The sequence below is a fragment of the Streptomyces sp. NPDC056361 genome, assembly GCF_042262805.1.
In the GTDB taxonomy this organism is placed as follows: domain Bacteria; phylum Actinomycetota; class Actinomycetes; order Streptomycetales; family Streptomycetaceae; genus Streptomyces.
In genome coordinates, this window is record NZ_JBHJQI010000093.1 from 1 (window position 1) to 18,950 (window position 18,950).

Annotated in this window: 14 protein-coding genes; 2 read left to right on the forward strand and 12 right to left on the reverse strand. The window is 73.3% G+C overall.

The features are described 5' to 3' along the window. Window positions 1-417: 417 nt before the first annotated feature. The gene (locus tag ACFCY7_RS26505; RefSeq protein ID WP_376488559.1) at window positions 418-1,425 is read right to left on the reverse strand and encodes a stage II sporulation protein M; all 1,008 of its coding nucleotides are present in this window, start codon (window positions 1,423-1,425) and stop codon (window positions 418-420) included. Window positions 1,426-1,544: 119 nt separating this feature from the next. Here ACFCY7_RS26505 and ACFCY7_RS26510 point away from each other — a divergent pair, with 119 nt between their 5' ends. Next, window positions 1,545-2,579 (forward strand): RDD family protein, encoded by a 1,035-nt coding sequence (locus ACFCY7_RS26510; protein WP_376488560.1) that lies wholly within the window; start codon window positions 1,545-1,547, stop codon window positions 2,577-2,579. Between the two features lie 152 nt (window positions 2,580-2,731). Here the strand turns inward: ACFCY7_RS26510 and ACFCY7_RS26515 are convergent, their stop codons facing one another. The 8 genes from ACFCY7_RS26515 to ACFCY7_RS26550 all read right to left on the reverse strand — a co-directional run bounded on the left by ACFCY7_RS26515 (window position 2,732) and on the right by ACFCY7_RS26550 (window position 11,937). After that, a complete protein-coding gene (locus ACFCY7_RS26515) occupies window positions 2,732-3,346 on the reverse strand; it encodes a hypothetical protein (RefSeq protein WP_376488561.1) in 615 nt (204 codons plus the stop codon). 153 nt (window positions 3,347-3,499) lie between these two features. After that, entirely contained in the window at window positions 3,500-4,957 is a 1,458-nt protein-coding gene (gene ahcY / locus ACFCY7_RS26520) for an adenosylhomocysteinase (protein WP_376488562.1), read from the reverse strand. A gap of 298 nt (window positions 4,958-5,255) precedes the next feature. Then, window positions 5,256-6,221 carry a cation diffusion facilitator family transporter gene (locus tag ACFCY7_RS26525; protein ID WP_376488563.1) on the reverse strand — a complete coding sequence of 322 codons (966 nt, stop codon included), beginning with the start codon at window positions 6,219-6,221 and terminating at the stop codon, window positions 5,256-5,258. Window positions 6,222-6,287: 66 nt separating this feature from the next. Further along, window positions 6,288-7,439, reverse strand: coding sequence for a mannose-6-phosphate isomerase, class I (gene manA / locus ACFCY7_RS26530; protein WP_376488564.1), 1,152 nt, complete (start codon window positions 7,437-7,439; stop codon window positions 6,288-6,290). A 44-nt stretch (window positions 7,440-7,483) separates the two neighbouring features. Continuing rightward, window positions 7,484-8,647 (reverse strand): SIS domain-containing protein, encoded by a 1,164-nt coding sequence (locus tag ACFCY7_RS26535; RefSeq protein WP_376488565.1) that lies wholly within the window; start codon window positions 8,645-8,647, stop codon window positions 7,484-7,486. A gap of 466 nt (window positions 8,648-9,113) precedes the next feature. Beyond that, entirely contained in the window at window positions 9,114-9,296 is a 183-nt protein-coding gene (locus ACFCY7_RS26540; RefSeq protein ID WP_376488566.1) for a Trm112 family protein, read from the reverse strand. Between the two features lie 605 nt (window positions 9,297-9,901). Further along, complete coding sequence (locus ACFCY7_RS26545; RefSeq protein WP_376488567.1) at window positions 9,902-11,269, reverse strand: phosphomannomutase/phosphoglucomutase; 1,368 nt, start codon at window positions 11,267-11,269, stop codon at window positions 9,902-9,904. Window positions 11,270-11,556: 287 nt separating this feature from the next. Beyond that, the gene (locus ACFCY7_RS26550) at window positions 11,557-11,937 is read right to left on the reverse strand and encodes a DUF3499 domain-containing protein (RefSeq protein WP_376488568.1); all 381 of its coding nucleotides are present in this window, start codon (window positions 11,935-11,937) and stop codon (window positions 11,557-11,559) included. A 350-nt stretch (window positions 11,938-12,287) separates the two neighbouring features. On the opposite strand from ACFCY7_RS26550, the gene ACFCY7_RS26555 reads away from it, so the two are divergent. Then, window positions 12,288-12,755, forward strand: coding sequence for a metallopeptidase family protein (locus ACFCY7_RS26555; RefSeq protein ID WP_376488580.1), 468 nt, complete (start codon window positions 12,288-12,290; stop codon window positions 12,753-12,755). A gap of 147 nt (window positions 12,756-12,902) precedes the next feature. Here ACFCY7_RS26555 and ACFCY7_RS26560 read toward each other — a convergent pair whose 3' ends face one another. The 3 genes from ACFCY7_RS26560 to ACFCY7_RS26570 all read right to left on the reverse strand — a co-directional run bounded on the left by ACFCY7_RS26560 (window position 12,903) and on the right by ACFCY7_RS26570 (window position 18,658). Continuing rightward, complete coding sequence (locus ACFCY7_RS26560) at window positions 12,903-14,438, reverse strand: DUF5719 family protein (RefSeq protein ID WP_376488569.1); 1,536 nt, start codon at window positions 14,436-14,438, stop codon at window positions 12,903-12,905. Beyond that, window positions 14,435-18,154, reverse strand: coding sequence for a glycosyltransferase family 2 protein (locus ACFCY7_RS26565; RefSeq protein WP_376488570.1), 3,720 nt, complete (start codon window positions 18,152-18,154; stop codon window positions 14,435-14,437). The genes ACFCY7_RS26560 and ACFCY7_RS26565 overlap by 4 nt, the downstream gene beginning before the upstream one ends. Before the next feature lie 240 nt (window positions 18,155-18,394). After that, window positions 18,395-18,658 carry a WhiB family transcriptional regulator gene (locus ACFCY7_RS26570; RefSeq protein ID WP_015033978.1) on the reverse strand — a complete coding sequence of 88 codons (264 nt, stop codon included), beginning with the start codon at window positions 18,656-18,658 and terminating at the stop codon, window positions 18,395-18,397. Window positions 18,659-18,950 lie beyond the last annotated feature (292 nt).

The following is an 18,950-nucleotide window of genomic DNA, read 5'->3' on the forward strand; positions in this document are numbered from 1 at the left end:
ACTAATCTGGCGTTGATTTTTGGCACGCTGTTGAGTTCTCAAGGTGCGGACGCTTCCTTCGTTCCTGTTTCCAGGCCCTCCGGGCGCTTCCTTCGCTTCCGACTCTATCAGATCTTTCCGATCCGATTTCCTCGGTGCTTTCCGGTCCCTTTTGCTTTCGCTCCGGGGGCCTTTCGGCGTTTCCGACTTTATCAGAATCATTTGGGCCGACCTAATCGGTGGCTTTCGTGATTCGAATAGGAATCGGGGTGACTCCGTGGAATCGAATTCCCAATCGGAGTGAGTAAGACTCTACTTGATTGCTGCCGAACTGTCCAGCTCTAGGCAACCGTTTGAATCTACCTCCCCACGCGCGCCGTGTCAACGGCTTTTGTGGGCACCGGAGGACACTAGCAGGTCAGAGGGGTGGTCCGCACATCAGGCGGCGGTGGGGAGGGTGGCGCTGCGGTCGGGTTCGTCGAGGTCGCCGGTGTCGCCGGAACGGGCGGCGCGGGCACCGAGGACGTAGACGTAGGCGAGGAAGGCCAGCTCAGCGGCGATGCCGATGGTGATGCGGGCCCAGGTGGGGAGGCCCGAGGGGGTGACGAAGCCTTCGATGAGGCCGGAGACGAAGAGGACGAGGGCGAGGCCGATGGCCATGCCGATGGCGGCGCGGCCCTGCTCGGCCAGGGCGGCCCGGCGGGTGGTGGGGCCCGGATCGATGACGGTCCAGCCGAGGCGGAGGCCGGTGCCGGCGGCGACGAAGACGGCGGTGAGTTCGAGCAGGCCGTGCGGGAGGACCAGGCCGAGGAAGACGTCGAGGCGGCCGGCGGAGGACATCAGGCCGATGCCGACGCCGAGGTTCAGCACGTTCAGGAAGAGGACCCCGAGCACGGGGATGCCCAGGAAGACGCCGAGGACCAGGCACATGGCGGCGGCCTGTGCGTTGTTCGTCCAGACCTGAGCGGCGAAGGAGGCTGCCGGGTGGCTGGAGTAGTACGTCTCGTACTGGCCGCCGGGGCGGGTCATCTCGCGGAGGTCGGAGGGGGCGCCGATCGCGGCCTGGACCTCCGGGTGCGTACCGATCCACCAGCCGATGAGGGCGGCGAGCAGCGTGCAGAGGACGGCGGTGGGGATCCACCAGTGGCGTGAGCGGTAGACGGCGGCGGGAAAGCCGGCGGTGAGGAAGCGGACGGCGTCGCGCCAGGAGGAGCGGCGGGTGCCGGTGACGGTGGCGCGGGCGCGGGCCACGAGCTGGGTGAGCCGCGCGGTGAGCATCGGGTCCGGGGTGCTGGACTGGACGATCGAGAGGTGGGTGGCCGTGCGCTGGTAGAGGGAGACGAGTTCGTCGGCCTCGGCGCCGGTGAGCTTGCCGCCTCGGCGCAGGAGGTGGTCGAGGCGCTCCCACTCGGCGCGGTGGGCGGTGACGTAGACGTCGAGGTCCATGATCGGCTGCTGCTCCAGGCACTGGCTGCGGACGGGTCCGTACTACTGCGGCGCGCTGCGGGTCAGCTTGGCAGACTGGCGTGCGGAGGGGTCGGGAAGGCCGGAGAAGGGTGGGCGCCGTGAGTGGGTTGGTGACGGGGGACGCCGTCGTGCTGGGGTTGCAGCCGGCGCGGCTGCCGAGTCGGGCGCTGGCGGTGCTGATCGACCTGGTCGTCGTGTGGGTGGTCTATCTGCTGATCACGCTCGGGCTCGCGGTCGCCACCGCCTCGTTGGACGAGGCCGCGGTGATGGCCGTGTCGATCGCGTCCTTCCTGCTGGTGCTCGTGGGGGCGCCCATCGCGGTGGAGACGCTGTCGCACGGGCGCTCGCTGGGCAAGCTGGCCTGTGGGCTGCGGGTGGTGCGGGACGACGGGGGGCCGGTCCGGTTCCGGCACGCGCTGGTGCGCGGGGCGCTGGGGGTCGTGGAGATCCTCATGACGTTCGGTGTCATCGCCTGTGTCGCGTCTCTGGTGTCGGAGCGCGGGCGGCGGCTCGGGGACGTGTTCGCGGGGACCCTGGTGGTGCGGGAGCGGATACCCGCGGCGCGGGTCATGGCCGTACCTCCTCCGCCGCCGTGGCTGGCGGGGCGGTTCGCCGGGCTCGATCTGTCCGCGGTGCCCGAGGCGCTGTGGCTGGAGGTGCGGCAGTACCTGACGCGGGCGCGCGAGCTGGATCCGGCCGTGGGACGGCGGCTCGCGGAGCGGCTGGCCGACGAGCTCGTGGCGCGGACCGGGACGCCTCCGCCGCCGGGAGTGCCGGCCGACGCGTATCTCGCGGGCGTGGTGGCCGAGCGGCAGGCGCGGGACGCGCGGCGGGCGTTCGCGGCGCGGGCGGGGGTGCCGCGGGGTGGTGCGTTCCCCGAGGCCGGGGTCCTGGGCATCGCGGAGCCTGGTGTCGGAGCACCCGGCATCGCAGCGCCCGGCGTTGCAGCGTCGGGCGTTGCAGCGTCGGGCTTCGCCGATCCGGGCGGCACTCCCTCGCACGAGGATTCTTCACTCGGCGCTCCCCAGGTGGGGGCGGAGTCGGCGGTCGTTCCGCTGGTGGTGGATCGGCCCGTCGCCGGTGGGGTGGAGGAGTCGGGGGCTCGGCGGACGGGGTTCGCGCCGCCTGCCTGAGGGCGGAGGGGGTGGTCGACCTGTCTGAAGGCGCAGCCGCGTGCCTGCAGGGTGGGCAGGCGGCTGCCTGCGGGGCGGGGAGCCGCGTACCACCTGCGGGGAGGGCTGCCGCGTGCCTGCAGGGCGGACAGGTGCCTACCTGCGGGGTGAGGTCAGGGGAAGACCGAGGGTGGGGTCTCGAGGGCTTCTAGTTCGATGCCGGGGGCGGAGAGGACCACGTCGCCGGCGATGTGGACGGTGTGGCGTTCGCCCGTGTCCAGGGCGCTGACCTGGTATTCGTCCACCGTCAGGGGGCCACTGTCAGTGGCGTGCGCTTCACTTCTCAGCAAGGCCCAGGACTGGTCGACCGTACGGGGGGCGAGCACCGGGTCCGTGATGGCGACGAGCCTGACGCGGGTCTCGGGGGAATCGGAGGTGAGACGCAGGAGTCGCGTGAGGGCGACGAGGAACGCCGGGGAGGTGCCGGTGAAGGCGTGGGCGCGCACATTGCCTTCGGTGGCGTGGGTTCCGGTGGGGTCCGTGCGGACCCAGGTGACGCCGTCGAGGGCCGCGCCGCGGACCTGCCAGCCGGCGGCGTGGAGTTCGAGGCGGATGGGGCGGCCGAGTTCGTCGACGGCCAGGTCGACGGAGCCGCGGTGGTCGCCGGAGGGGGTGGTGGTCTGTGAGACGTAGCGCCAGCCGGACGGGCCGGGGGCGCAGTGGAAGTGCTCTTCACCGAGGGGGGTGTGGTCGTGCGGGTCATGGAGCGAATATCGGCCGCGGGGCATGGGTCGGTCCTCGGGAGGGGGCGCTTCCGGGTGCGGTAGCGGGGGCGGGACGGGGCAGGCCCCCCGGCACGGGGGTGCGGGGGGCCTGCCTGGATCCTCTACGGGTGTCCGGGGCGGCGTCGCGTCGGTGCGCGGGCGCCGCCGGTCGGGGCATCAGTAGCGGTAGTGGTCCGGCTTGAAGGGGCCTTCGACCTCGACACCGATGTAGGCGGCCTGCTCGGGGCGGAGGGTCGTCAGCTTGACGCCGAGGGCGTCGAGGTGGAGGCGGGCGACCTTCTCGTCCAGGTGCTTCGGCAGGACGTAGACGTCGGTCGGGTACTCCTCCGGCTTCGTGAAGAGCTCGATCTGGGCCAGGGTCTGGTCCGCGAAGGAGTTCGACATGACGAAGGAGGGGTGGCCGGTCGCGTTGCCGAGGTTCAGGAGGCGGCCCTCGGAGAGGACGATCAGGACCTTGCCGTCGGGGTAGGTCCAGGTGTGGACCTGCGGCTTGACCTCGTCCTTGACGACGCCCGGGGTCTTGGCGAGGCCGGCCATGTCGATCTCGTTGTCGAAGTGGCCGATGTTGCCGACGATGGCCTGGTGCTTCATCTTGGCCATGTCGGCGGCCATGATGATGTCCTTGTTGCCGGTCGTGGTGATGAAGATGTCGGCGGTCTCGACGACCTGGTCGAGGGTCGTGACCTGGTAGCCGTCCATCGCCGCCTGGAGGGCGCAGATGGGGTCGATCTCGGTGACGATCACCCGCGCGCCCTGGCCGCGGAGGGACTCGGCGCAGCCCTTGCCGACGTCGCCGTAGCCGCAGACGACGGCGGTCTTGCCGCCGATGAGGACGTCGGTGGCGCGGTTGATGCCGTCGATGAGGGAGTGGCGGCAGCCGTACTTGTTGTCGAACTTCGACTTGGTCACGGCGTCGTTGACGTTGATCGCCGGGAAGAGGAGGTCGCCGGCCTGCTGCATCTCGTACAGGCGGTGGACGCCGGTGGTGGTCTCCTCGGTCACGCCGCGGATCTCGGACGCCAGCTGGGTCCACTTCTGCGGGTTCTCGGTGAGGGTGCGGTTGAGGAGACGGAGGATGTGGCCGTACTCCTCGCTGTCCGCGGTGGACGGGTCCGGGGCGGAGCCGGCCTTCTCGAACTCGACGCCCTTGTGGACGAGGAGGGTGGCGTCACCACCGTCGTCGAGGATCATGTTCGGGCCGCCGGTGGGCGAGTTCGGCCAGGTGAGGGCCTGCTCGGTGCACCACCAGTACTCCTCCAGGGTCTCGCCCTTCCAGGCGAAGACCGGGACGCCCTGCGGGTTCTCCGGGGTGCCGTTCGGGCCGACGGCGATGGCCGCGGCGGCGTGGTCCTGGGTGGAGAAGATGTTGCAGGAGGCCCAGCGGACCTCGGCGCCGAGGGCGACCAGGGTCTCGATGAGAACGGCGGTCTGCACGGTCATGTGCAGGGAGCCGGTGACGCGGGCGCCGGCGAGCGGCTGCTGCTCGGCGTACTCGCGGCGGATCGACATCAGGCCGGGCATCTCGTGCTCGGCGAGGGTGATCTCCTTGCGGCCGAAGGCGGCCAGGGAGAGGTCGGCGACCTTGAAGTCCTGCTGGCTGGCGACAGTCGTCATGACTGGAGCTGCTCCTCGTGGATTCGGGTTCGAGGGTCGGTTGGAACGCCTGGCACCGCGATGTGGCACAGCGACGGCATACGAATGCCCGGGTGTACCGCGGTGCAGTCGTCGGAGGCCCTCTCTCCCTCGGCCGGTCACGTGGACCGCCCGACCGCCATCAGCAGCGACGTCTGGCAGTCACGAATCTACACCGATCGGTGCGGCGCCCCACACTCGTACGGGAAGTGCGGGGCACGCGGAGAGGCCCCCGGGGCCGGGGTTCTCCGGTCCTGGGGGCCTCTGTCGGGTTCGGGGCTCAGTGGCCGTCGCCGCCCGGGCTCTTGGCGGGGTTGCGGCCGGCGGAGGCGGCGGACTCGCTGTAGATGTCGGGTTCCAGGTAGATGACCCTGGCGATCGGGACGGCGGCGCGGATGCGCTCCTCGGCGGCGTTGATGGCGTTCGCGACCTCGGTGGCGGTGTCGTCGTGCTGGACGGCGACCTTCGCGGCGACGAGGAGCTCCTCGGGGCCGAGGTGGAGGGTGCGCATGTGGATGAGGCGGGTGACGGTCTCGCCGTCGACGACGGCATCCTCGATCTTCTTCACCTGGTCGACGCCGGCGGACTCGCCGAGGAGCAGCGACTTGGTCTCGGCGGCGAGGACGAGGGCGATCAGGATGAGCAGCACGCCGATGCAGAGGGTGCCGATGCCGTCCCAGACGCCGTCGTCGGTCGCCAGGGCGAGGCCGACGCCGCCGAGGGCGAGGACGAGGCCGACCAGGGCGCCCAGGTCCTCCAGGAGGACGACCGGGAGCTCGGGGGCCTTCGCGCGGCGGACGAACTGCGTCCAGGTGAGGCCGCCGCGGATCTCGTTGGACTCCTTGATGGCCGTACGGAAGGAGAACGACTCGGCGATGATCGCGAAGACCAGGACGCCGACCGGCCAGTACCAGGCCTCGATGGGGTGCGGGTGCTTGATCTTCTCGTAGCCCTCGTAGATGGCGAACATGCCACCGACGGAGAAGAGCACGATGGAGACGAGGAAGGCGTAGATGTACCGCTCGCGGCCGTAGCCGAAGGGGTGCTGCGGAGTCGCCTCGCGCTGGGCCTTCTTGCCGCCGAGGAGGAGCAGGCCCTGGTTGCCGGAGTCGGCGAGCGAGTGGACGCTCTCCGCGAGCATCGACGACGACCCACTGAAGAGGAACGCCACGAACTTGGCTACGGCGATCGCGAGGTTGGCGGCGAGTGCCGCCACGATCGCCTTGGTTCCGCCTGACGCACTCATGGGTGTACGTGGTCCCTTCGTCGATGCTCCGGCTCGGTCGCCGCGGTTCGGCCGGTCATTGTCGCATCAGGCCACGACGGTGGCGCGGAAGACCGTCCCCTCACCCGTGAGTTCGGCCGGCTCGCCCGCCGGGACGAAGACGGACTCGCCGGGTGCGAGGGTCACTTCGCCGGCCTTCGGGCGGCCCGCGACCGCGAGCAGGATCTGCGGGGTGGCGGCGGTGAGGTCGGTCGGGGCCGCACCCTCCGCCCGGACGAAGCGGGAGAGGCGGAACTCGTCGATGGGGGTCTCGTAGACCTCCTCGCCGGACGGGGAGGCCTCGGGGCGCAGGACGGCGGGGTCGGCCGGTTCGAAGCGGACGATGCGCAGGAGTTCGGGGACGTCGATGTGCTTGGGGGTGAGCCCGCAGCGCAGCACGTTGTCGGAGTTGGCCATGATCTCGACGCCGAGGCCGTCGAGGTAGGCGTGCGGGACGCCCGCGCCGAGGTACAGGCCTTCGCCGGGCTGGAGCCGTACGCGGTTGAGGAGCATCGCCGCGAGGACGCCGGGGTCGCCCGGGTAGTGGTGGGCGAGGCTCGCGTACGGGGCGTAGTCGCCGCCGAGGCGGTCGGCGGCGGCAGCGGCCTCGGCCACGGTGTGCGCCAACTCGTCCGGGTCGGCGGTGAGCAGGGCCGTCAGGACCTCGCGGAGCGCGGCCTCCTCGGGGTGGGCGTGGAGGAGGTCGACGTACGGCTTGAGGCTGTCGACGCCGAGCCCGGCGATGAGGTCGGCGGCCTCGACGGGGTCGCGGAATCCGCACAGCCCGTCGAACGGAGTGAGCGCGCAGATCATCTCGGGCTTGTGGTTGGCGTCCTTGTACGTGCGGTGCGGGGCGTCGACGGGGATGCCCGCGGCCTCCTCGGCGGCGAAACCGGCCTGCGCCTGGGCGAGGTCGGGGTGGACCTGGAGGGAGAGGGGGGCGCCGGCCGCGAGGACCTTCAGCAGGAACGGCAGCCGCGGTCCGAACTTCTCGACGGCCGGCTCCCCCAGTTCACCCGCGGGGTCGGCGGCGATCAGCTCGTTCAGCGGGCCGCGCTCGGTGAGCGACGGGGCGCCGGGGTGGGCGCCCATCCACATCTCGGCCTGGGGCTCGCCGGTGGGGGCGAGGCCGAGGAGTTCCGGGATGGCCGTCGTGGATCCCCAGGCGTAGGGGCGGACGGTGTTGACGAGGCGGTCCATGGGAGGTCTTCCAGCTTTCGGTGCGTCTCGTGCGGACGAGAGGGTCAGCGGGGCGGTGTCGGGGGCGGCAGGATGCCGGCCGAGGCGAGCGAGAGGTAGACGGCCGCGAAGTCGGTCACGGCGAGCAGTTCGGCGAGGGTCTCCAGATCGCCGCCCTCCTCCGGTTCCAGTTCGCTGATGGCCGTCTCGTGGCCGAGCGCCAGTTCACGGGCCGCGGGAGCCGCGGTGAGGCCGCCGCCCGGACGGTCGCGGAGCAGGACCACGCGCGCGCGGAGGGCCTGCGGCTCGTCGACGCGGTCACGGAAGAAGTCGTCGGGGTCGGCGCCCGCCGCGAAGTCGCCGGCGAGCAGGACGCCGTGCGCGGGCAGGGCCTCGGGGAGTTCGGCCGCCAGGGCCGGCAGGCCGGCGAGCTCGGCGAGGACGGCGGCGAAACGCCGGCCGGCGGGGCCCGCCGCGTTGCCCTCCGTCCAGATCAGCGGGAGCGAGTCCGCGAGCTCGGCGGCGAGGGTCTTGGCCGGGTTGCCGTACGTGGCGATGGCCGGGCCGCAGCGTTCGGCCGTGCGGTCGAGGCGGTCCGCGACCTTCTCCAGCGTCTCGGGCGGCGCCTCGAGGAGGCCGACGCGGTCGAGGAGCGCGAGCAGCGGGGTGAACAGGGCCCACAGGGCGCCGGGGCTCGCCGAGAGGTTCTCGCCGAACTCGTTCGGCGTCTCGTTCGGGGCCACGGCCATCGGCACGAACAGTCCGTGCGAGCCGTTGACCGCCTCGGCGAGCGGAGAGGCCTTCGGGGCGACCGCGACGACCGTGATCCCGCGGCGGTAGGCCTGCTCCGCGAGGAGCGCGAGGCCCGGCTCGGCGCCGTCCGTGGTCGGCAGCAGCAGCAGGTCCACCGAGCCGGCCCAGCCGGGCAGCGTCCAGCGCAGGGCGCCCGCGGCAGGGGCGACACCGGTCGGCTGGAGGCGTACGACCGGGGCGGACGCTCCGGCGAGCGCGCCGATCAGATCCGCGACGCCGGCGGCCGCGGTGCCGGGGCCCGCGACGAGGACCGCGCGGGGGCGGCCTTCCGGGTGGAGGTCCGTGATGCCGGCCTCGGCCGCGTGGCGGGCCGCGGTCCGCACCCGTGCGCCTGCTTCTGCGGCACCGCGGAGGAGGCCTCTGCGGTCGGCGAGGGCGAGGGCGTCCGGAGCGTCGAGGAGGTTCTCGTCGAGCATGTGGCGGTGCCTCCCGGGTCTGTACGGGTCCCCTGGCGGGGTGCGAGGGCCTTGCGGGGTGCGGGGTGCGGGGTGCGGTTGCTGGTGGGGGGTGCCGGTGCCGGTTGCTGGTGGTGGTGCGGGTGCTGGTGGTCGTGCCCGGCCTTTGGCTGGGCGTTGTCGGTTCCCACCCGCACCACCCGTACCGCTGGGTGGGCAGAGGTGCGGGGTTTTCCCGTGGGGGTACTCGCCGTCGGCGGCGGATCCCTTGGGGGTGGCCATCGGGGGGCGCCGGGGAGGCCCCGGGCGGCCCCGGGAAGCAGTCGGCCCCTGGAGGGACGGGCCCCGTGGGGTGACCGCCCCGTGACGGGCCCTTGTTCGACGGGGCGGCCGGCCACCTGCCGTTGCGCCTGGTGCCGGGTCGGCGGGCGTCGCCTCGCTCCCTGTGGCTTGCCTGGCCTGTGCCGGGCGGGTCCCGGCGGTGGGCCTAGGCCGGGCGGCGTGCCTCGTCCGTGAGCAGGACGGGGATGGAGTCGCGGACCGGGTAGGCGAGGCCGCAGTCGGGGCTGGTGCAGATGAGTTCGGGGGTCTCGTCCGCCGTGCGGTCGTTCAGGGGAGCGTGGCAAGCGGGGCAGGCCAGGATCTCCAGGAGGCCGGCTTCGAGCGGCATGGGGTGTCCCTTCGAACAAACGGTGGTGGTGCTGCCCTTCGGGCCAGGTCAGCCTACCGCCGGGAAACAGGGTGCGCGGGTAGGCGCCAGGCCTGTGGACGCCTGGCCGGCGGGCGACGAGGGGGCGGGTGGGCTGCCGGTCACCGTCGGTCGGGGTGGGAAGGGGGTTGCGGAGGACTGCCGGTCGCCGTCGGGAGGGGTGGGGAAGGGGTGCGGGCGGGCCGCCGGTCGGCGCCGGTGGGGGCGCGGCCGGGTGGGCGAGCGGGGGCGGGCAGCGCTCTGTGGGGGTTGTGCCCACCCGTTCCACCCTTGGCGGACGTATGCCCACGACCCGGGCGGCGGGTGCGGCCGGGGTGGCCACGGCCAGGGGTCCGATGGCCGGAGCGGCGGACACAGCCGCGGGCGGGTGCGGGTTGCCGGGGCGGAGGTGCCGGGCCTCGGGGTGGACGAGCAGGAGGGGGCGGCGCTCTGTGGGGGTTGTGCCCACCCGTTCCGGCCTTGGCGGACGTATGCCCACAACCTGGGCGGCGGGTGCGGCCGGGGGCGGGTGGGGGTGTGCGAACAGCCCCGGCCCTGTGAGGGGTGGGGCTGTTCGGGGGGGTGGGTCAGGAGGCGGAGCGGACGAGGGTGAGGACTTCGTCGCGGAGTTTGGTCATGGTGGGTTCGTCGCGGGCTTCGACGTTGAGGCGGAGGAGGGGCTCGGTGTTGGAGGCGCGGAGGTTGAACCACCAGTCGGCGGAGGTGACGGTGAGGCCGTCGAGCTCGTCGAAGGTGACGCCGTCGAGGGTCGCGTAGGCGGCCTTGACCTTGGCGGTGCTGGCGGCCTGGTCGGCGACGGTGGAGTTGATCTCGCCGGAGGAGGCGTAGCGGTCGTAGGCGGAGACCAGCTCGGACAGGGGGCCCTGCTGGCCGCCGAGGGCCGCGAGGACGTGGAGGGCCGCGAGCATGCCCGTGTCCGCGTTCCAGAAGTCCTTGAAGTAGTAGTGCGCCGAGTGCTCGCCGCCGAAGATGGCGCCGCTCTTGGCCATCTCCTCCTTGATGAAGGAGTGGCCGACGCGGGTGCGGACGGGCTCGCCGCCGTTCTCGCGGACGACCTCGGGGACGGACCACGAGGTGATCAGGTTGTGGATGATCGTTCCGCCGGGGTTCTTGGCGAGCTCGCGGGCGGCGACCAGGGCCGTGATCGCGGACGGCGAGACCGGCTCGCCGCGCTCGTCGACGACGAAGCAGCGGTCGGCGTCGCCGTCGAACGCGAGGCCGAGGTCGGCGCCCTCCTCGATCACACGGGCCTGGAGGTCGACGATGTTCTTCGGGTCGAGGGGGTTGGCCTCGTGGTTCGGGAACGTGCCGTCGAGCTCGAAGTACATGGGCACGGTGTCGAGCGGGAGTCCCGCGAAGACGGTCGGGACGGTGTGGCCGCCCATACCGTTGCCCGCGTCCACGACGACCTTGAGCGGGCGGATCGCGGTGAGGTCGACGAGGCCCTTGAGGTGGGCGGCGTAGTCGTCGAGGGTCTCGCGCTCGCTGATCGTGCCGGGGGTGGCGGCGGCCTCGGGCGCGCCCGTCGCGGTCCACTCCTCGGCGAGCGCCCGGATGTCGGCGAGGCCCGTGTCCTGGCCGACGGGGGCGGCACCGGCGCGGCACATCTTGATGCCGTTGTACTGGGCCGGGTTGTGGGACGCCGTGAACATCGCACCCGGCAGGCCGAGGCTGCCGGACGCGAAGTACAGCTGGTCGGTGGAGCAGAGCCCGATGAGGGTGACGTCGGCGCCGAAGCGGGCCGCGCCGCGCGCGAAGGCGTTCGCGAGGCCGGGCGACGAGGGGCGCATGTCGTAACCGACGACGATGGCGTCCGCTTCCGTCACCCGCACGAAGGCGGCGCCGAACAGCTCGGCGAGCGTCTCGTCCCACTGGTCGGGTACCACTCCGCGGATGTCGTACGCCTTCACGATCTGCGACAGATCGACAGTCACGGATCCACTCTCCTGAGTTCTCGGCACGCGGTTGCGGCGCCTGTGCAAGGACCGCCCAAACTACCTGGGCGGAGACAGCGTGCCATGGCCTGGGGTGGCCGCGCCTGCCAGGAGACGACGGGTGGCCGGGGTTCGACGCCGCGGGGACGACGGGGCCGGAATCACGCGGCCGGACGCCGCGGTGAGCCAGTCGCCGTCAGTTGCCGGGGGGCCGGAGGCAGTTGCCGGGGGCGGTTGGCGGATCGGGCGCCCGGCGGGGGCGCCCGGGGCGGTTCCCCGCGCCCGGGTCAGTTGTCCGGGGAGCGGAGGACGCGGAGGTGGCCGCGGCGGCCGACTTCCATGGGGTCGCCGGGGCGGCCGATGCCCTTGGCGCCGGTGTCGGCGGCGCGCTCCTGGGGGCGGGCCGCTTCGCGTACCGCGTTGGCCAGGGCTTCGAGGTCGTCACCGCTGGGGCGGGCGGGGGCGGAGGGGTCGGTGAGCCGCACCACGTCCCAGCCGCGCGGGGCGGTGAGGCGCTCGCTGTGCTCGGCGCACAGGTCGTAGCAGTGGGGCTCGGCGTAAGTGGCGAGCGGGCCGAGGACCGCAGTCGAGTCGGCATAGACGTACGTCAGTGTCGCGACGGCAGGGCGGCCGCACGCGGTGCGCGAACAGCGACGTACAGGGCTCACGACGTTGGACGGTACCGCACTCTTGACCGGGCCGCGACGACTCTCCCTCAGGTCACTCCACCGTGTCGCGATGTGACCTGCGCCACCCCCCTTCTCGCGGCGCCCGCTCTGACCTGCGAGGGAGGGATTCCAGGGGGGTGCGGGCACGGAGCGTTCCGGACAATCGGGGATACAAAACCGGTCAACCAGGGCCAGATGGCCGATCGTGACGGGCCGTCGAATCGGGCGTGAGGCCGGTCGGAATGTTCAGGTTTCGACAGCTGGGGCGGGGGTGGTACGGGGGCGCCCGAAGGGGTGGCGAGGCTGCGCCACGGTGCGCGGGGACCGATGAGGGTTACGCTGCGTCAGTGATGGACAGTCCTGTGCCGCCGAACCCTTCGCACCGCCCCTCGGAGCCCGCCGCGGAGCCCCCGGCGGAGCCTCGGGTCCGCCGCCGCGACCGGCACGGCCGCGGGATGCGGGGACCCGTCGCCCCGCCGCAGGTGCCGCTCTCGGCGAGCCGGGCCGACACGTTCCGCGACCTGGTCCTCGATTCGGTGGAGCGCCTCGAGCGGCGCTGGCCGCAGCTGGCGGACGTCGACTTCATGGTCATGGAGGTGCCTCCGACCGTGCCGGGCGAGACGGTGCCGCTGGGCGGTTCGGCGCCCGCGGAGAAGGACGAGCCGGCCAGGGTCGTCGTCTACCGGCGCCCGGTCGAGATCCGTTCCAAGAGCCGGGACGAGCGGGCGCTCCTGGTCCACGAGGTCGTCGTGGAGCAGGTCGCCGAGCTCCTGGGGCTCTCCCCCGAGTCGGTCGATCCCCGGTACGGGCAGGACTGACCCCGGCCCGATACGGGCCGGAACCGGAACCCGCCTGATACGGGTGGGATCCGGAATGGCCTGATACGGGCAGACCCGGCCCCGGTACGGGCAGCGCCCCTCCGGATGCGGGCGGTGCCCGGCCCGCCCGCATCCGCGGCCCGGTGGTCAGTCCAGGACGCCGAGGTCCTGGTGGGCGGCGGGGACCTCGACCGTGCCGCGGTCGTCGACGAGGGTCTGGACGGTGAACATCGGGACGCCGTCCTGGGGCAGGGCGAGGGTTCGGGCCGCGTACACCTTGCCGCCGGAGACGGGTTCGACGGTGAGCGCGTAGCCGCCCTTGAGGCCCTGGGGGACGAGGTCGGTGAGGGCGGTGGTCGTGCCGGCCTTGAGGCTGATCGTCCGGGAGACGGGCGTGCCGCCGCCGGAGCCCGCCGAGGCGGTGACCTTCACCTCGGCGGCGGCGAAGGGGGCGGTCAGGGAGAGCGTGGTGGCCTTGGCGCGGTTGTCGGCGACCGTGGCGCGGGCGGAGATCGCCGGGGTCGCCGGGATGAAGGCGACCTCGCTGTTCGCGCCCTTGCCGCGGACGACGCGGAGGGCGGCGACGATCGGGGTCGACTTCTTGGGGTCGCCGGGGGTCAGGACGAGGGAGCCCGCCTCGCCGCGGGTGAGGTCGGGGAGGTCGACGGAGGCGGTCATACCCGACTTGACGTGCAGGGACCCGGCGCCGGCCGGGACGATCGTGCCGGCCGTGGTGGCCAGCTGGACCTTCAGGTCGGCGTCGTCGTCGCCGGGGGCGAAGGCCACGAGCCGTACGGAGGTGGCGTCGGCGGGGATGCCGGGCAGGACGGCGGTGCCCGCCGGGTCGGCCGCGGCGGCGATCCAGTCGCTGCCGAGCTTCTCGTCGGCGGAGCCGATGGCCGCGCCGACGCGTCCGCTGCGGGTGGTGACGTGGACGGTGACGTCGGGCTTGGCGGTCTCGGCGGTGAGGGTGGAGAGCAGGACCGGGACCGTGGAGCGGGCGGGGACGGGGATGCCCTCGGTGAACTGGGACTTGAGGGCGCCCTCGGGGCCGTACAGCTCGATGTCCGCGACGGCGGCCGTGTCGTCGGGGTTGGTGAGGTGGACGTAGTCCTGGCGGTCCTTGGCGGTGGAGGCCGCCGGGAACCAGAAGTCGGTGTCGGGGGCGCCGCAGGAGAGGCCGAGGAGGCCGCGCGCGCCGCCCGCCTCGACGACGGTGGTCTGCTGGACGGTCCAGCCGGGGGCGAGGGCGCCGGTCGCCGCACCGGTGAGGGCGGGCACGGCGGGGCCGTTCGCCTCGGCGGTGACGGGCTTGCCGGGGGCGGTGACGGTGGCGGGCGCCTGGGGGGCCTTGGGCTTCTTCCCGCCCTTGGCGGTGCCGCCGGAGGGGGTCGCGTTCTCGGCGGGCGCCAGCCGGGCCGTGGGCTGCTCGGCCTTGCCGGAGCCGGTGCCGGATTTCGCGCCCGCACCCGCGACCGGCGGGGTGTACGAGGTGTAGACGGTCTCGGCGACCTCGGAGGTGCTCGGCACGGGGCAGAGCAGGCCGGCGCGCTCCACCGGGAGGCGGGTGGGGGTCCTCGCCTCGGGTGCGGCGGTGCCGGCCGGGGCGGTGAGGGCCGCGAAGCCGGTGACGGCGGCGAGGGCCGTGGCGCCCGCGATCAGGGAGAGGGTCGTGCGCTTCACTGGTTGCTGCTCCCGTCGGGACGCTGCTCGGTCTCGTGGCCCTGGGGGTGTCCGTAGCCGTAGCCGTACGGGTCGTACGCCTGCTGGTCGTACTGCTGGGGGTCGTACCCCTGCTGCTGGTCGTACTGCTGCTGCGGCTGCTCGTAGCCCTGGCCGGGGTAGGGCTGCTCGGCGTAGCCCTGGCCGGCGTACGGCTGCTGCTCGTATCCCTGCTGGGGGTACGCGTACGGCTGCTGCTGGTACGGGTCGGCGGCGTACTCCTGGTAGTAGCCCTGGTCGGCGTACGGCTGGGACTGGACCTGGGTCTGGTCGGCGGCCTGGGGCTGGGCGTAGGCCGGGTCGTGGCCGCCGTCCCACTCCCCGGGCTCGTGGGTCTGCTGCTCCGGGATCGCGGCGGGCTCGTGCTCCGGGGTGTCCGCGGTCTCCGCCTCGGCCTCCGCGGCGGCGCGCAGGCGGCGGGCCCGGCGGCCGTCGCCGTCGGTCGCCTGGGCGGGGATCGCGAGGTCCTCCTCGGGCAGGTCGTCGTCGATCTCGCGGCGCCGGCCGGGCAGGGCGAGGACGAGCAGGACGACGGCGAGGCCGACCTGGGTCCAGATCCACACGGTGTGGGTGAGCGGCTCGTCGTACGTGAGGTCGAGGCGGCCGCCCTGGGCGGGGAGCCGGAAGCCCTGGGCCCAGTCGTCGACGGTCGTGCGGGGCAGTTCCTTGCCGTCGAGGGTGGCGGTCCAGCCCTCGGCGGCGCGGTCGGCGAGGCGCAGGACGCGGCCTTCGGGGCCGGCCGGGATCGCGGTGTGCGCCTCGACGGGGCCGGCGGCGACGGCGACGGGCTTGGCGGCGTCGGTCTTGGCCGCGTCGGCATCGGCGGCGTCCGTCGTGGCCGCGTCCGTCTTGGCCGCGGGCGGGACGATCATGATGCGGGCGATCTCGCGGTCCACGCGCCAGAGCGCGCTGCCGTCGAGCTGGCTGAGGCGGCTGAGGCCGGGGGTGGCATCGAGGACGCGGCTCACCTGGCGGGGTGCCCCGTCGCGGACGAGGACGTAGCGGATCGCGTAGCCGCTGAGCTCCTCGGTCTGGTCGGCGCCGGAGCCGGCGACGAGGTGGGCGACGACCTCGTCGAGGCGGGGGTCGGCGGCGGCGGCCGCCGTGAGCTCGCCGTCGCCGAGGCGGGCGCCGGAGCCGCGGACCAGGGTGTAGGCGACCTCGCCGGGCGTGGTGCCGCCGAGGACGAGGGTGCGGGGCTGGTCGCGGGTGCCGCTCTCCTCGGCCACGAACGCCGGGACCTGGACCGGGTCGCGCCGGGTCAGCGGGCCGTCGGCGCCGCCGATCATCCAGCCGGCGGCGGCGACGGCGGGGCCGGCGGCGCAGGCGAGGGCGATGAGGGCGGCGACGGGCTGGCGCCAGCCGAAGCCGTGGGCGGCGACGCGGTTGCGGCCGCCCTCGGCGCCGATCATGCCGGCGGCCAGGAGGGCGGCGCCGTAGACGAGGGTGGCGGGTCCGGCCCAGCCGGTGCCGCCCGCGCCGTTGGAGACGGCGGCCAGGAGGAGGCCGGCGAGGGCCGCGACCCAGGCCGTGTGGACGGCCTGCCGGCGCTCTTCGCGCAGCAGTCCGGCGAGGGCCGCGAGGACGAGGCCGATGAGCAGCAGGCCGCCGGTGGTGCCGGGGCCGCCGGGGCTGGTCCCGAGCAGGTCGAGCGCTCCTGCCGTGCCCGTGCGGACGTCGAGGCCGGCCTCGCGCAGGAAGGCGGAGGGGCCGGTCAGGAGGGTGAGCGACCAGGGCGCGAGGACGAGGAGCGGGGTGCCGACGGCGGCGAGGAAGCGGAGCCCGTACGCGGTCAGGTCGGTGCGGCGCACGGCGAGGACGCCGAGGCCGAGGAGGACGGCGAGCGGCCAGACGACCGGGGTGAACGCCATCGCGAAGGTGAGCAGGAAGGTGTACGCCCAGGTGGCGCGCCAGCTGCCCCGGTCGGGCCGGTTGAAGCCGTGGGCGGCGACGGCGGCGCGGGCGATCAGCGGAAGCAGGATCGCGAGGACGGCGGTGCCGAGCCGGCCGGCGGCGAGGGCTCCGGTGACGGCGGGCAGGAAGGCGTACGCGATGGCGGCCCAGGCGCGGAGGAGCTTGGACTCGACGATGCCACGGGCGGCGAAGTACGCGGTGAAGCCGGCGAGCGGGACCGAGCAGACGAGGAGCAGGGTCAGCGCGGTGGAGGTGGAGCCGAGGAACAGCGCGGAGAGCGCGGCCAGCACGGCGAGGTAGGGCGGGGCGCTCTGGGTGCCGCCGGTGCCGAGGGCGTGCCAGGCGTCGGCGTACCGCGACCAGAGGCCGGAGACGGTGTCGGGGGCGGGCAGCAGGGCGCCGCCGGCCAGCGAGCCGCCGGCGAAGAGGTTGCGGCAGGCGACGAGGGAGATGAGGAGCAGGAGGCCGAAGAGGACCGGGCCGGGCTTGCGGGCGATCTTCTTGAGCCGGGCGAACTGCTCGATCTCCAGGTAGTCGGCGTCGTCGCCGCCGGGTCCGGACTCGACGACGCCGTGGCGGGAGCCGCCGGAGTCGGCGTCGCCGCCCCCGAAGTTGGCGGCGAGCTGCTCGGCGGCGGCGCGGACGGTGGCGCCGGGCGGCGGGAAGAGGGGGCGGAGTTCGCTCGCGGGGACGGCGGGGTTCTTGCGGCGCTTGCGGGCGGCGAGGATCTTCTCGGGCCGCAGCAGGGTGGCGAAGAGGCCCATGACCTCGTCGACGGCCTGTCCGGGGACCTTGCCGACGAGGTAGGCGAGGGTGCGGAAGAGGGTGCTGACGACGAGCCGCAGGAGGACGTACGGCAGGGCGGCGCCGCGGCTGTTGGCGAGCAGGGTGTAGACGGCGCCGGCCTTGTCGACGCGGTGCGGGTTGGCGGCGGTGCGGCCGGCGCAGTCGACGGTGCGGCGCTCGCGGGCGGACGCCTCGGCGTGCCGCAGGACGGCGTCGGGGGCGATGAGGACGCGGTGGCCAGCGGAGTGGGCGCGCCAGCACAGGTCGACGTCGTCGCGCATGAGGGGCAGGCGGCGGTCGAAGCCGCCGAGCTCCTCGAAGACGTCGCGGCGGATGAGCATGCCCGCGGTCGAGACGGAGAGGACGGAGCGGATCTGGTCGTGCTGGCCCTGGTCCTGCTCACGCCGGTCGAGTCCGGTCCAGCGGCGGCCGCTGCGGGCGATGGAGACGCCGGTCTCCAGGAGCTGCTTCCGGTCGTACCAGCCGCGCAGCTTCGGGCCGATGACGGCCGCGTCCGCGTCGGAGTCGGCGACGCGGAGGAGTTCGGCGAGGGCGCCGGGCTCGGGGGCGCAGTCGTCGTGGAGCAGCCAGAGCCACTGCACCGGTTCGCCGTGCGGGAGTTCGGGCAGGTCGTACGCGTCGTCGTTCCAGGTCCGGCTGACGGGGTCCCAGCCGCTGGGGCGCTTCAGGTAGGCCAGGTCCTCGGGTCCGAGCACGGGCGCGGTGCGGGCTGCCTCCTCGACGGCGGCGCCGAAGCCGGTGCGGCGTGCGAGGTGCAGGACGCGGTCGGCGCCGACGGCGTCGGCGACGAGCTGCGCCGAGTCGTCGGCGCTGCCGGTGTCGGCCGCGACCACGTTCTGCACGGGGCGTTCCTGCGCGAGCAGCCCGGCGAGGGCGTCCGGCAGCCAGCGGGCGCCGTCGTGGGTGACGAGCACGGCGGTGACGACGTGTCGCGGAAACTCAGGAGTTGAGGACATCGAGCTACGGGCCCTCCGGCCGGGGTCGCCCGTGAAGGGCGTGGGGGAGCGTCTCGGACGGAGGCCCACACTAACGGCTGCACGCGGGACGGTCCGCCCCTGTGGACGGCGCCCTGTGGACAGAGCACGCAGAACGGTCCGCCGCCTGTGGACGAAGCACAGGGGGCGGACCGTTCGGGAATTCGTGGTGCGCGCGCGGTGGCGCGGGGGGCCCGGACGCGGTCCGGGGCGGGGTCCCGCTCAGACGGCGGCCTTCTTGAGACGGCGGCGCTCGCGCTCGGAGAGGCCGCCCCAGATGCCGAACCGTTCGTCGTTCTGCAGGGCGTATTCGAGGCACTCGGAGCGGACCTCGCAGGCGAGGCAGACCTTCTTGGCCTCGCGGGTCGAGCCGCCCTTCTCGGGGAAGAAGGACTCGGGATCGGTCTGGGCGCACAGCGCGCGCTCCTGCCAGCCGAGTTCCTCGTCCGCGTCCTCGACCAGCAGTTCCTGGAACAACTCGGTCATGTGCGCCCCTCGTCTGTTCTGTGCGTCCCCGTGGTGTAGCCGTTGCGAACCCGGCCGAACGACACGAGTGAAATTACAAGTTTGTGCTCTGTGCGAGTCAAGCGGAGATCTGCTATTGGGCCCCGTATTCACTCTGCGGAACCAAGCCTATGCGGAAAGTGTTCAAATCACCAAAAAACGTGACACATGCCGCCGGTCTGACCGTGCCGCACGTCCCTCCGTCAGGGAAGGACGTCCGAAACTTGGATCTTGTTGCGATCCGGCCGAGGAAGCGACCCGGATCACAGTCCGA